Source organism: Skermanella stibiiresistens SB22, assembly GCF_000576635.1.
Lineage (GTDB): Bacteria > Pseudomonadota > Alphaproteobacteria > Azospirillales > Azospirillaceae > Skermanella > Skermanella stibiiresistens.
The window spans coordinates 44,728-58,728 of the sequence record NZ_AVFL01000014.1 but is presented as its reverse complement, the minus strand read 5'-3'; the positions used below and the strand labels follow the sequence as shown (position 1 = coordinate 58,728).

The 14,001-nt window shown below is 65.7% G+C and carries 11 protein-coding genes; 7 read left to right on the top strand and 4 right to left on the bottom strand.

Features of this window, described 5'->3' with window-relative positions; translation table 11 throughout:
• Positions 1-15 precede the first annotated feature (15 nt).
• The 4 genes from N825_RS18890 (at position 16) to N825_RS18875 (ending at position 4,326) form a co-directional block, all read left to right on the top strand.
• A complete protein-coding gene (locus N825_RS18890) occupies positions 16-1,050 on the top strand; it encodes an ABC transporter permease (RefSeq protein WP_037455444.1) in 1,035 nt (344 codons plus the stop codon).
• A 107-nt stretch (positions 1,051-1,157) separates the two neighbouring features.
• A complete protein-coding gene (locus tag N825_RS18885; RefSeq protein WP_037455442.1) occupies positions 1,158-1,742 on the top strand; it encodes a hypothetical protein in 585 nt (194 codons plus the stop codon).
• Positions 1,743-1,860: 118 nt separating this feature from the next.
• Complete coding sequence (locus N825_RS18880; RefSeq protein WP_037455440.1) at positions 1,861-3,147, top strand: CynX/NimT family MFS transporter; 1,287 nt, start codon at positions 1,861-1,863, stop codon at positions 3,145-3,147.
• A gap of 24 nt (positions 3,148-3,171) precedes the next feature.
• Entirely contained in the window at positions 3,172-4,326 is a 1,155-nt protein-coding gene (locus tag N825_RS18875) for an MFS transporter (protein ID WP_037455438.1), read from the top strand.
• Positions 4,327-4,579: 253 nt separating this feature from the next.
• Here the strand turns inward: N825_RS18875 and oxlT (N825_RS18870) are convergent, their stop codons facing one another.
• Positions 4,580-5,896 carry an oxalate/formate MFS antiporter gene (gene oxlT, locus N825_RS18870; protein WP_037455436.1) on the bottom strand — a complete coding sequence of 439 codons (1,317 nt, stop codon included), beginning with the start codon at positions 5,894-5,896 and terminating at the stop codon, positions 4,580-4,582.
• A gap of 314 nt (positions 5,897-6,210) precedes the next feature.
• On the opposite strand from oxlT (N825_RS18870), the gene N825_RS18865 reads away from it, so the two are divergent.
• From N825_RS18865 to oxlT (N825_RS18850), 3 genes are all read left to right on the top strand, one after another.
• Positions 6,211-6,912: a CBS domain-containing protein gene (locus tag N825_RS18865; protein WP_037455433.1), complete on the top strand. Its 702-nt coding sequence runs from the start codon at positions 6,211-6,213 to the stop codon at positions 6,910-6,912.
• A gap of 108 nt (positions 6,913-7,020) precedes the next feature.
• A complete protein-coding gene (locus N825_RS18860; protein ID WP_051512574.1) occupies positions 7,021-7,773 on the top strand; it encodes an NUDIX hydrolase in 753 nt (250 codons plus the stop codon).
• A 704-nt stretch (positions 7,774-8,477) separates the two neighbouring features.
• The gene (gene oxlT, locus N825_RS18850; RefSeq protein ID WP_037455428.1) at positions 8,478-9,812 is read left to right on the top strand and encodes an oxalate/formate MFS antiporter; all 1,335 of its coding nucleotides are present in this window, start codon (positions 8,478-8,480) and stop codon (positions 9,810-9,812) included.
• A gap of 103 nt (positions 9,813-9,915) precedes the next feature.
• On the opposite strand, the gene N825_RS18845 is transcribed toward oxlT (N825_RS18850), so the two are convergent.
• From N825_RS18845 to N825_RS18835, 3 genes are read right to left on the bottom strand one after another with little or no spacing between them, the layout of a single operon-like run.
• Positions 9,916-12,174 (bottom strand): xanthine dehydrogenase family protein molybdopterin-binding subunit, encoded by a 2,259-nt coding sequence (locus N825_RS18845; protein WP_037455426.1) that lies wholly within the window; start codon positions 12,172-12,174, stop codon positions 9,916-9,918.
• Positions 12,171-12,668 (bottom strand): (2Fe-2S)-binding protein, encoded by a 498-nt coding sequence (locus N825_RS18840; RefSeq protein ID WP_037455423.1) that lies wholly within the window; start codon positions 12,666-12,668, stop codon positions 12,171-12,173. The genes N825_RS18845 and N825_RS18840 overlap by 4 nt, the downstream gene beginning before the upstream one ends.
• Before the next feature lie 25 nt (positions 12,669-12,693).
• On the bottom strand, positions 12,694-13,971 hold the full coding sequence (locus tag N825_RS18835) for a c-type cytochrome (RefSeq protein ID WP_037455420.1): 1,278 nt from the start codon (positions 13,969-13,971) through the stop codon (positions 12,694-12,696).
• Positions 13,972-14,001: the final 30 nt, after the last annotated feature.

The window sequence follows — 14,001 nt, the reverse complement described above, 5'->3', positions numbered from 1 at the left end:
CCTCAAGGAAATGACATGAGCGCACGCGTGACCGAGACGGGACGGGGGGCCAGCCCGGCCGTGATGAACTGGCTTCGCGGCCGGCTCAGCAACATCGCCCCGTTCCTGACCTTGCTGTTCCTGATCGTCTTCTTCTCGATCGCCAGCCCGTCCTTCGCGACGCTGGGCAATGTCGGCAACATCCTCAACCAGATCTCCATCACCGCGATCATGGCGGTGGGCCTGACCTATGTCATCCTGTGCGCCGAGATCGACCTGAGCGTCGCCAGCGTCGCCAACGCGACCGGCATCGTACTGGCCTATTTCACGCTCCAGGACAGCTACGCCAACATCGCCAACGTGCCGGTGGACGGCTGGGCCGCGATCCTGCTGGCGCTGGCATCCTGCTTCGCGCTGGGCGCCGTCAACGCCTTCGGCGTCACCAGGATCGGCATCCCGTCCTTCATCATGACGCTCGCCATGCTCCAGATCGGCGCCGGCATCTGCGCCATGCTTGTCCGTGGCCAGATCGCCTACAACGTGCCGCCCCTGATCGCCACGCTGGGGCAGAAGGCGCTGGGGCCGATCCCCTATGTCGTCATCGTCGCGGCGGTGTTCCTGCTGGTCGGCCATCTGGTGCTGACCTACACGCGTTTCGGCCGCTACGTCTACATGGTGGGCGGCAACCGGGAGGCGGCGGAGTATTCCGGCGTCAACGTCAAGCTGGTGCTGGCTTCGGTCATGATCATCTCGGCCGTCTGTTCCGGTACCGCCGGAATGGTCGGCGTCGCGTATTTCGGCAGCGCCCAGCAGAACGAGTTCGACAGCTACCTGCTCGATTCGATCTCCGCCGTGGTGGTCGGCGGCACCAGCCTGTTCGGCGGCCGGGGTGGCATCGGCAACACCATCGTCGGGCTGCTCGTGTTGGGCGTGCTCAACAACGGATTGGACCACATCAACATCGACAGTTTCCTGAAGATCCTGATCCGGGGCCTGATCCTCCTGGCAGCCTTGATCATCAACATCTACGCCCAGCGGCTCCGGAGCGCGCAGTCGGCTCCCGCCCATTAGGCATAAATCGGTATTGGCCGAACGGCTTCAGAGATCGTTAACCAAGGATAGCGCAAACTTCCCTGGCGATAAATCTCTGTAAATGCCCTAGTATCGGTGATACCAGCATGTTCGATGTTGAATTCCTCTCCCCGGCCGACCGGGAGTTCGAGGCGCTGCCGGAAAACGCTCGCAACGAAATCCTGGCCGCTGTCCGAAGGCTGGCGGCGGAGGGTCCGACGACGGCCACCGATGCCGGTTTCGCGGTCGCGCGGGCGGCGGGGCAGGTCGCGGTCTGTCAGACCGATACTTATCTCGAAGGTATACAGGTTTTGTTGCTAGTTGACGAAAAGTTGTGGGACGAGGGCGCCAAGGCCGCGCCGGGCACGGAAGAGGCGGCGGTGAACCGCGTCGTGTGGCCCTCCGATCCGGCTTCCGTCCGCGATGCCCGGTTGAATGGCGCCGAAATCTCGGGGCTGGAGCAAACGATCGCGCGCGAACTGTTGGACATGGGCATGGCCGAGGTCGCGGCGCTGGCTGTCGGTTTCGGCGGCTGGGTCGCCATCTGCGACCTGGACGCCAACGGCACCGCCTCGGTGCTCCGGCTGCTGCCGTTGACGGACTACACGGCGCTGGTGGACGACGAGGAATCGGACATGTTCATGGGCCTGCCAACGGCGGTCCTGGATGGGATTTCCCCGACCAAGCATTGACCCGGTTAGGTTCCCGTAAGTGGGGAGACTGCCCCGCCTGCGGAAATAGCATATCAGGTTGACCGGACATTGATGTTACCCACTGCCGGAACAATCCGTAGCCGTGGGTCCAATTCCGATGAACAGGTTGGCAGCGGAGGAGCGTAAGCCGACTCTGGCGGACGATCTTCTGATCGACGCCGAGGATTCCCCCTCGGCCACGCCGGCCGCCGCGCGTTCTCATCCCCTGTTGCTGGGCGCCGCGCTGATGCTGGTGGCCTTGAACCTGCGCCCGATGCTGGCCAGCCTGGGGCCCATCCTGCCGGAGGTGATCCGCGACACCGGCATCTCGGCGGCGGGTGCCAGCATCCTGACGACGGCGCCGGTCCTGTGCCTCGGGCTTTCGGGCTTCCTGGCTCCGCGTCTGGCCCGCCGTTTCGGCACCGAGCGCACGATCGTGCTGTTCCTGCTGATCATGGCGGCGGGAACGGCGGCGCGGGGCGTGTTCGGCTTCCCGGGCTTGCTGGTGGGCTCGATCGTGGCCGGGATCGGCGTCGGCATCATCGGCGTCCTGCTGCCCGGTCTGGTCAAGCGCGACTTTCCCGGACGCGCCAGCCTGATGACCGGCATCTACACCATGGCGCTGTGCGCGGGCGCCTCGATGGCCGCCGGGGTCACCGTCCCGCTCCAGGGCTTGTTCGGCGGCAGTTGGCCCGCGGCCCTGGCGTTCTGGGCCGTGCCGGCCGTCATGGCGGCGCTGGTCTGGCTGCCGCTGTCCGGAAAAGGACGGCGGGAAGGTCCCGTCACCCAGGTGCGGCGGGTGACGGGGCTGTGGCGCGATCCCCTGGCGTGGCAGGTCACGCTCTACATGGGCCTGCAATCGAGCGTCGCCTACATGCTGTTCGGCTGGCTGGCGCCTCTGTTGCGCGATCGCGGCCTGGATCCCGTCATGGCCGGTCTGGTGGTCTCAAGCTCAGTCATCATCCAGATCCCGGCGGCGCTCCTGGCTCCGCTGCTGGCGACGCGCCGAGCCAGCCAAAGCTTCGCGGCGGTCTTCCTGATGGGCTGCACGATCGTGGGCCTGCTGGGAATCTTCCACGCGCCGCTGGAAACCGTCTGGCTTTGGACGGTTCCGCTGGGAATAGGGCAGGGTGGCAACTTCGCCCTGGCGCTGACCCTGATCGTGCTCCGCTCGGCGGACAGCCATGTCGCGGCCTATCTGTCCGGCATGGCGCAAAGCGTCGGCTACACCCTGGCGGCGGCGGGACCGCTGGCGGTCGGGCTGCTGCATGACTGGTCCGGAGACTGGCAAGCGGTCGGCGTGCTATTCATCGCCATCTGCCTCGTGGCGTCCGTCGCCGGTGCCGCCGCCGGACGCGACCGCCATGTCGGGGCGGTGGTGACCGGTCCTTCATCCTCGTCGTAACGCCCTTCCTGAAATCACCGTTTCATGCCCTTTCTCCTGATCCTCGGCTTGGCCGGTTTCGCCAGCGCCTTGTCCCTGCGGGTGACCGATCCGCTGTTGCCTGTCCTGGCGGTGGACCTCGGTATCACCCTGCGGGAAGCGGCTCTGCTCGCCTCAGCCTACACGCTGCCCTACGCGATCATGCAGCTGGTGCTGGGGCCGGTCGGCGACGCGGTCGGCAAGATCAGGCTGATCCGACTATCCCTGGCGGTGCTGACGGTCGGACTGGCGCTGTCAGCCGTAGCGCCCAGCTATGGAACGGTGCTGGCCGCCAGAGCCTTGGCCGGCGCCTTCGCGGGTGGCATCATCCCGGCATCGATGGCCCTGATCGGCGATCGGGTCGCCTACGCGGAGCGCCAGTTCTCGATCAGCCGCTTCCTGATCGCCGTGATCTTCGGCCAGCTCTCCGGCTCCGCCATCTCGGGCGCCTTGGCCGAAGTGACGGGTTGGCGTGTGGTGTTCGGACTGTGCTCCGCCGTGGCGGGCATGGCGTTCATCCTCGCCATGATCTTCCTGAAGGGCGACACGGCGCGCGGCGAGTTGTCGCTCCAGGGTTCCATCGAGAGGTACCGCACCGTCCTGCTCAACCCGACGTCGATCTTCGTCTTCGCGACGGTGGCGGGCGAAGGCATCCTGATCTTCGGCGTCTTTCCCTTCGTCGCCCCCATGCTGGTTCCGCACGGCGCCGTCGGGTCGATGGAGGCCGGCATCGCGATCTCCGCCTTCGCCGTGGGTGGCATCGTCTACAGCGTCGTCGTCAGGCGTCTGGTTGCGAGCCTGGGCCAGTGGGGCATGATGAGGGTCGGCGGACTGGTCGCCGGCCTGTGCTACATCCTGGTCGCGACGCCGCTGCACTGGACGGCGATCTCCGTGCTGTTCCTGGTGGCGGGCTTCGGTTTCTACATGCTGCACAACACCATGCAAACCCAGGCGACCGAGCTGGCGCCAACAGCGCGCGGCTCCGCGCTGGCGCTGTTCGCGTCGGCGTTCTTCATGGGCCAGGGGATCGGACCGATCCTGGGCGGCGCGATCTCGCACTCATATGGTTTCGGCACGCTGTTCCTCGTGGCGGGAGCGTTGACCGTCGGCCTGGGGTTCGGCGCGGCTTGGCTGATCCAGTCGCGATCCAAACCGGTTTGAGCGGTTTGAGGCGGCGGCTTCGTGATATCCGGAGCCGCGGAGACCCGGACGACGGGTTTTGCGTCGTCCTAATCGTTATATCCCGTCTGCTATTTCCATAAGATTGATTATGCATTTTGAGAGTGGGTTGGAAAGGATGTCGGTTTTGATCCATTTGCCGGATCACCCCTGCCCCGCCACCCGTGTCAAAAAGAAAGGCCGGTCCCTTTCGGAACCGGCCCCAAGTGTCCCACACGGATGGGATTGGTTGGCGTCATTCGGCGAGCGTTGTCACCGGACGCGATGTCGGAATGGAGGTCTCGGCGGCGTTGGCTTCCATGACCCGGGCCCGCATGGGCTTCAGGACGAACAGCGCCAGGACCGCCGCGATGGCGTTGACGGCGGAGGCGAGGACGAAGACCATGTCCCAACTGCCGGTCGCGGTCGCGATCACGCTGCTGATCGGAACCAGGAGCGCCGCGGTACCCTTGGCGGTGTAGAGCAGGCCGGCGTTCGAGGCGGCGTATTTGGAGCCGAAGGTGTCGCCGCAGGTCGCGGGGAACAGGCTGAAGATCTCGCCCCATGCGAAGAAGACGAGGCCGGTCAGGAAGACGAAGGCCATCGGGTCGTGGCCCCACTTGGCGAGCGCCAGAATGCCGACCGCCTCCAGGGCGAAGGCGATGAACATCGTGTTCTCGCGGCCGATATGGTCCGAAACCCAGCCGAAGAAGGGGCGCGTCACGCCGTTCAGCACCCGGTCGATCGCCAGGGCGAAGGTCAGCGCCGGCAGGGTCAGGCCCAACAAGGTGATCGGGGTTTGGGCCAGACCGTAGTCCTTGGCGATCGGACCGATCTGCGCGGTCGCCATCAGGCCGCCAGCGGCGACGATGGTGAACATCAGGTACATGATCCAGAAGACCGGAGTTTTGGCCATCTCGACCGGCGTGTAGTCGCGGCGGCTTTGGCCGACCTTGACTTGGCTGACGCTTGGCAGTTCCTCCGCCTTGGGAGCCCGCAGCAGGAAGGCCAGGACGAGGACGGTGCCGCCCTGGATCAGGCCGAACACCATGAAGGTGTGCTCATAGCCCGACGATGCGATCATGTTGGCGATCGGAATGATGGTGATCGCCGAGCCCGCGCCGAAACCGGCGGCGGTGACGCCGGCGGCGAAACCGCGGCGGTCGGGGAACCACTTCAAGGCGTTGCCAACGCAGGTGCCGTACACGGCGCCCGCTCCCATGCCGCCGACGGCGGCGGCGAAATAGAGCATCGCCAGGGATTCGGCGACGGAATTCAGCATCCAGGCGATGCCGCACAACACGCCACCGGCGACGGTCACGATCTTGGGACCGTAACGGTCGACGAACCAACCTTCGATCGGCACCAGCCAGGTTTCGGTCACGATGAAGATCGAGAACGCGACCTGGATGCCCGTTAGTCCCCAACCATGCTTCGCATCCATTGGAGTGACGAAGAGCGTCCAGCCATATTGAAGATTGGCCACCATGGCCATACAGATCACGCCCACGATCAGTTGTAACCAACGACCGCCGGGTGGAGCGCTCGCAGCTGTTCTCTGGTTATTGAGCATTTCGACTCCCTTGTCCTATACCGACATTTGTCTGTCGTCTTGTCTGGGCGTCGAATTCAGGGGTCGCGACGCGCGGGGACCTGAACTCGACTGGTATACGGTATTCAGAACTACAGATACCAAATACCCTCCCAGGCCCAAGCGCAAGGGGTTCACATCTCACCTTGTGAAAAAGCACTCCGCATATTGGAAACAATCCTGGAGTGGATTGAAAAATCACTCCGGCAATCGCGACCGTTTGACCACTTACGGACCCTGGCGGTTTCTGGTAGTTGGTATTTCGTATGCCAGCGCCAAAACAAACGGAGGAAACGATGAAAGCCGGCGATATCATGACCCGCAATGTCATCACGATCGACGCGGACAGCACGGTCGCGGAAGCGGCGAAGCGCATGCTCGATCACCGTATCAGCGGCATGCCCGTGGTCGATCCCCAAGGCCGCGTCATCGGCGTGATCAGCGAGGGAGACTTGCTGCGCCGGGCGGAAACCGGTACCGAGCGGCGCGCCTCGTGGTGGCTCGGCCTGTTCGCCGGAGCCTCCAGCCAAGCGGAGCACTTCACCAAGGCGCATGGCCGGACCGTCCGCGACGTGATGAGCGCCAAGCTGATCAGCGTCGATGAGAACGCGCCCCTCAACGAGGTCGTGCATCTGATGGAAAGCCGTCGGATCAAGCGGGTGCCGGTCCTGCGTGACCATGATGTCGTCGGCATCATCAGCAGGGCGAACCTGATGAGGGTTCTGGCGACGCTGGAACCGGGAGCGGTGACGGGCTCGGTAGATGACAAGACGATCCGCGAGCGGGTGCTCGCGGCCTACGCAGAACAACCCTGGGCTCCCGATTTCGGCGAGAATGTCGTGGTCAAGGACGGTGTGGTCCATCTTTGGGGATCCGTCCGCACCGAGTCACAGCGCAACGCCTTGGTTGTCGGCGCCCGCAACGTCGAGGGCGTCAAGGATGTCGTCGACCACATCGACGTCGTGAGCCCGGTCGCCGAGGGCTTCGTCGGCTGGTGACGCGCGACGCCCGCTGACGGTTGACGAGGGTTTTCCAACCGCCGCCACGGTCGAAACCCATGGCGGCGGTTCGGAGCGGGACACGGCCGCAACGAGGAAGGACGCCGAATGACCGGCTTGAGGGAAGCGGCGACACTGATCCTGCTGCGGGACACTCGCCACGGTTTCGAGACCTTGATGATCGAGCGCCATGGCGCGGCCAGTTTCGCCGCCGGCGCCCTGGTCTTTCCCGGGGGATGCGTCGATGCCGGGGATCGTCAGGCCGGGGATGACGACGTGTCGGCGGCGAGATCGGCGGCGATACGGGAGACCTTCGAGGAATGCGGCATCCTGCTGGTCCGGGAATCCGATGGCGCCCCGCCCTCCTCCCAACGCCAGGATGAACTGATCACCCGGTACCGCCGGGCCATCCTGGACGGGGAAATCGGGTTCGGCCGGATGCTGGAACTGGAGAACCTCACCCCCGCCCCTGACCTGCTGACCCAGTTCGGGCACTGGGTCACGCCGGTCGTCCGGCCCAAGCGCTTCGACACGAGATTCTTCGTCGCCAAGGCTCCACCGGATCAGCGGACCGCGCCCGACGGATCGGAGATCGTGAGCTATCGATGGGTATCACCGGCGTCCATCCTGCGGGCCGCCGACGCGGGCGAGGTGCGGCTGATCTTCGCGACTCGGATGACCCTGGCACGCCTGAGCGACAGCGGGGGCGTGGCCGAAGCCATCGACCAGGCGTCGCGGCGGCCCGTGCCGCGCATCGTCCCGGAATGGGTGGAGACGGCGGAGGGCGCTCGGCTCCGGATACCGGAGGATGCCGGCTATCATCCCACCGTGGCGCCAGCGGTTTCAAGCGATCTGGGCTGATCCGGTCCCACGCCTCAGAAGCGGGTTCCGCCAGTCGAGAAACGAGGTGGTCACCTCGTCGAGCCGATTGCGTTTGGCTCCGGCCGCGTTGATGATGATTTCCATAAAAAAAGAATGGGAGGAATCGTGCACATCAACCGGACAAATCGCCGCAGTCCGCCCGACGGGCAGCCCGGCTCCGGAACACCCGATCCGGCGATGCCCCCGACGAGCACGGTCCGCCGGAAGGTTATCCTGACGACGCTTGGATTCGGGATGCTGAGTGGCGCATGCCATGCCGCCGTCATCCTGATCAGCGACATACCAGGACTGAACCTTTCCGACATGGTCTGGACGAGCTTCTGATCTAACTCCCGGTTTCGTCAAGTAAAGCCCGATCCAACGCGCCGGCCTCGCAGCATAGCGGGGCTGGCTTTCGTGCGTCCGCAAATATACGTCAGGTACGCTTACCCATAATTGGGTTAGTTTCTCTTTCAACTTATTCGGTGATGATTATGATATTTCCGTTCCACATCGTGGAAAACTTACAAAACTGATTGCATCAGTGTTGGTGTTTGGAATTCAATATACCAGACACCAGAGGGCGTCACGTTGCCACAACCCGGAACCCAAGGAGCCGAGGATGTCGTCGCGGGATGAAATCCCTTCGGAAGGACAAAAAACACCGGACCAATGGCTGTCCATCCACACGGAGGAAATGTCCGATGCATACATCGGTTGATCAACAAGGAAAAGGGCTGGCGCCGGACGCCGCCCGGGTTCGCTGGCTACAGTTGGTCGTCGGCGTCATCTGTATGGTCGCGACGGCGAACATCCAATACGCCTGGACACTGTTCGTGCCGGAGATCCAAGCGACCTACGGATGGACACGCGCTTCGATTCAGGCGGCCTTCACGATCTTCGTCGTGGTCCAGACCTGGCTGACGCCGCTGGAAGGCTATTTCATCGACAAATACGGCCCCAAGGTGATGGTCGCCGTCGGCGGCGTGTTGACCGGCCTGGCCTGGGTCGTCAACTCCTATGCCACGACGCTGACGGGCTTCTACATCGGCGCCGCGATCGGCGGCATGGGCGTCGGCTGCGTCTACGCCACCTGCATCAACAACGCCTTGAAGTGGTTCCCGGATCGCCGCGGCTTGGCCGTCGGCCTGACCGCCGGTGGCTACGGCGCGGGTTCGGCGCTGACCATCCTGCCGATCGCCAGCATGATCGCGAGCACCGGTTTCCAGAGCGCCTTCTTCTTCTTCGGCGTGGTCCAGGGCACGATCATCTTCATCGCCGCCTGGTTCCTGAAGTCGCCCCGCGAAGGCGAGGTCAAGTACTCGAACAAGGTCGCCCAGTCCCGCCGCGACTACACGCTCGGCGAGGCGCTGCGCACCCCCGTGTTCTACGTCATGCTGGCCATGTTCGTCCTGACCGTGACCGGCGGCCTGATGGCGGTGGCGCAGCTCGGCTTGATCGCCCATGACCTTGGGGTCAAGGAATTCCCGGTCAACTTGTACTTCTTCACCATGGCCGCCCTGCCCTTCGCCCTGATGCTCGACCGGGTCATGAACGGCTTGTCGCGTCCCATCTTCGGCTGGATCTCCGACCACATCGGTCGTGAGAAGACCATGTTCATCGCCTTCACGATGGAAGGTATCGGCATCGTCGCGCTCGGCTACTTCGGCCACAACCCGTACGCCTTCCTCATCCTGAGCGGCGTCGTGTTCCTGGCCTGGGGCGAAGTCTACAGCTTGTTCAGCGCCACCGCCGGTGACGCCTTCGGCACCAAGCACGTCGGCAAGATCTATGGCGTCCTGTACTGCGCCAAGGGTGTCGCGGCTTTGCTGGTCCCCTTGGGGAACCTGCTGATGGAGGCCACCGGAACGTGGTCCAGCGTCCTCTACACGGTCGCCATCATGGATCTTTGCTCCGCCGCCTGCGCCCTGATCGTGCTGAGGCCCATGCTGGCCCGCCACCACGCCCGGAACGAGCAGGAATACAGGATCGCCAACAACATCGGCCAGACCCCAGCGGTCGGTCCGGCCACCACCTGATCCCCCCTCGACCCCGGGGCATCGTCCCGGGATCGAAAACTCCGCCGCCGCCGAAAGGCGGCGGCGTTTTTCGTTGTGGCGGGGGCCCCTCGCGAAGCGGCGCTCAGACGCCGATGGCGGCCTTGACCCGGTCGCTGGTCAAGGGCAGTTCGCGCAGGCGCGCGCCGGTGGCGTCGGCCACGGCGTTCGCGATCGCGCCGGCCGTCGGTCCCTGCGCCGCCTCGCCGGTTCCCAGAAAGGGCGAACCGGGACGGTCGATGACATGGACGTCGACGCTTTCCGGCACCTGGTCGAACCGCAGGATCGGATACCCGCTCCAGTCCAGGCTGGTGACGCGCGTCCGGTCGAACCTCGCCCGTTCCATCAAGGTCCAACTGGCGGATTGGATGATGCCGCCCTCCGTCTGGTTGCGGATGCCGTCGGGGTTCACCGCCTGCCCGCTGTCGATCGCCGCCACCGCGCGCAGCAACCGGGTGGCGCCGGTTTCCCGCGCGACCATGACCTCGACGGCGACGGCGCAATAGGCGGCGAGGTTCTTGTAGCGGGCGAATCCGAAGCCCCGGCCGTGCCCGGAGGGCAACCTCGCGGCGGACCAACCGAACCGCTCGGCAGCCAGGGTGACGACATCCCGCGCCCGCGGGTCGTCCAGATGCCGCAGGCGGAACTCGACGGGGTCGGTCCCGGCCTCCCGCGCCAGCTCATCCATGAAACTCTCCAGGGAGAAGACGTTCATGTAGGCGCCGAGACCCCGCAGGGCCGACACCCGGAGCGGCATCTCCGGCAGGAAGTGGTGGACTATGCGGGCATTGGGGATGGCGTAGAGCGGAATGGCGTTGCGGTCGCCGCCCCCCGCCGGCTGGGGGATGGGTTTCGGCGGATCCGGTTCGAACGGTTGGGCCAGATGCCAAGCTGGCATCAGCGCGCCGGCGCCACCGGGCCGGGTGGAATGGGCGTTGCTCCAGACCTCGTAGGTCAGGTCGGCGATCCCGCCGTCCCGACCCACCGATCCCGACGCCCGCGACACCATGGCGGGACCGAAGGGCTCCCAGGCGTGCTCGTCCTCCCGCATCCATTGCACGCGCACCGGCCGCCCGGGAAACGCCCGCGCCAGCAAGGCCGCGTCGGCGCCGGCGTCGTCGGCCCCGTTGTGGCCATAGCAGCCGGAGCCCTCGACATGGATGCAGCGGACCCGATCCTCCGGCAGCCCCAGCATCTCGACCAAGGCGGCGCGCAAGGGAAACATGCCCTGGGCATGCGACCAAACCGTCATCCCGCCATCCTCGAACAATCCAACGGCGCAGGACGGACCGATCGAGCCATGGATCTGGTATCCGCGCCGGAACTCGGCCGAGAGTCTCCGGCCACCACCGGCGGCACCCGTCCCAGCCAATCGCCTGTCATGGATCACCGTGTCCTCGGATCGAAGACCGAGCAAGGTGTCGAAGATGTCGTTCTCGTCCGGCAGGCTGGGGCGCTCGTCCCAAACGGCGGCGCTGGCGAGCGCGCGGCTCGCGGTGATCGCCTGCCACTCCCGCTCGGCGACGACGGCGAGATAATCGCCGTCGCGGTGGACGCCGACGACGCCCGGCATCCGCTCGACCTCTCCGGTGTCGACCCCGCGCAGGCGGGCGCTTGGACTTGGCGGGCGAACAACGCGGGCGTGGACCATCCCAGGCAAGCGGAGATCCTGAACATAGGCGGGTCCTCCGGTCACCTTGGCGGGGATGTCGATCCGCCGCACACCCTGGCCGATCACCGTGTAGTCGGCCACCGGCTTGAGGGCCGTGCCCGGCCGCGCCGTCGCCTCCCTCAGCCCCCCATCGGCCACCAGCTCGCCAAAGCCCAGCGAACCGCCGCCCGGTGCCGTGACGGCGGCATTCGCGATGGTCAGCCGTTCGGCGGGCAAGCCCAGCCGCTCGGCCGCCAAACCCAGCAGGATGGCGCGGACTTGCGCCGCCGCGTGGAGGATCGCGGTGCCGCTTTCCTGCATCGACTGGCTGCCGGCGGTGAAACTCTCGTTCGGGGTCCTGCCGGTATCGGCGGTGACCAGGGTGATGTCGGCGGGCGTGACCGACAGCTCCTCCGCCGCCACCTGGATCAGGGCGGTCCGGATTCCCTGCCCCAGTTCCGCCTTGCCGGTGAAGACCGTGATGGCCCCGTCGGCGTCGATCCTGATCCAGGACTCCAGCGCCGGATCGGCGCCCAGCGCCTTCGGCAGCCCGACATCGCCGCCACCTTTGGCTTCCCGCGGTGCCTGGGCCAACAGGCGGCCCGGCATCAGCGTGAAACCGACCAACAGCGCGCCGCCTCCCAGGAAAGCGCGACGCGACAGCTCGGGCGGGGATCCTTTGGAGTGCTTCACTGCCCGCCCTCCCCGCCCGGATTCGCCGCAACGGAGGTCCGCATCGCGTCGGCGGCCCGCCGCACGGCCCGGAGAATTCGGATATGGGTGCCGCACCGGCATAGGTTGGGCTTCAGTGCGGTTCGGATCTCGGCATCGGATGGCGAAGGCGTCCGCTCCAGCAGCGCCTGGGCGCTGATGATGAAGCCGGGGATGCAATAGCCGCACTGGGCCGCCTGTTCATCGATGAAGGCGCGCTGAACCGGGCCGGGATCATCGGCGCCGCCCAAGCCTTCGACGGTGCGGATCCGCCTTCCCTCCAGAGCCACGACCGGGGTGACGCAGGACACCACCGGCAATCCGTCCGCCAGCACCATGCAAGAGCCGCATTGCCCCAGGCCACAGCCGAACTTCGCCGCGTTCAGGTGAAGATCGTCGCGCAGGACGTAGAGCAGCGGCGTCGCGGGATCCGCGTCGATCTGGTGGTCCCGGCCATTGACCGACAGTGTGATCATGGACTCGTCTCCTGTTCCGGCACGCTTATTCAGATGAGTCGCCAGTTCGCGCGCGCCCGACTTCCGCCTCGAGGTCGTCCCAGACCGGTTGCCCGGTGAACCGGGTGCGGAGATACGCGGCCAGATCGGCGACTTGGGCGTTCGTCAGCGCGTTCGCGAATCCCGGCATCAAGGGTGCCGCCTTGGCGTCGGGCGTCTCCACACCATGCAGGATGACCTGGATCGCGTTGCGGGGATCCGGCTGGGCCAGCGAGGTCGCCCGGTCCAGGCCAACCGGTGAGGCGAACTGGAGGGGACCATTGGCGTCGTGGCAGGTGGCGCAGGCTCCCCGATAGATCGTCGCGGCGCGGCCCTCCGGCTGGCGCGGCGCCTCCGCGGCTGGCGTGGGCGGGTCCGCTGGGGCTTCCCTGGCGCCCATCCGGTCGGCGACATAGGTCGCGATGGCCTGGACATCGGTGTCGGGAACGCGGGAGAGGTTCCTCACGACCGGCGCCATCGGTCCGGAGGCGACGGCATGGTCCGCGCTGACTCCTGTCCGGAGATAGGAGTAGAGGCTGTCCTTGGTCCAGGGGACTGGCGCGGTCGACGCTTGGTTCAACGCCGGCGCGTGCCAGCCGTCGGACTCGCCGCCACCGAAGGATTTATCCTTTTCCTCGGCACCGAGCGCATTGCGGGGCGTGTGGCAAGCCCCGCAATGGGACAAACCCTCGACCAGATAAGCGCCCCGGTTCCAATCCTCCGGCTTGGACGGATCGGGACGGAACTCGCCCGTCTCCAGGAATAGCAGTTTCCACCCGGCCAGCAGGGGACGGAAAGTCAGGGGCCATGGCAGCTGATTGGGCGGGGCGTCGGCCGCAACCGGCTCACGCGTCATCAGGAACGCGTAGAGCGCCCTGTTGTCCCGTTCGGTCACCTTGGTGAAGTGATCATAGGGAAAGCCTGGGTACAGATGCGATCCGGCGCGGTCGACACCTTCCGCCATGGCACGCTGAAAAGCCGCCTCCGACCAACTTCCGATCCCGGTTTCGGGGTCGGGAGTGATGTTGGTGCCGAAGATGGTTCCGAACGGAGTCTTCAGCGGATAACCTCCGGCGAACGGTTTGCCATCAGGTGCCGTATGGCACTGCATGCAATTGCCGATCGCCGCAAGCCTCGCCCCTTCGGCCACCTGGACTGGATCGAAGGAGGCGCTGGCGGGAGGGTCGATCGGTTCGATTCCGGAACGCCAAGCGATTGCCGTAAAACCGGCGGCGCCCAAAACGGCCAACGCCACCGCACCGCCGACTATCCGTGGTATCCGCATCCGGGGCCCTCCCCAAGCTTGTATTTCGAC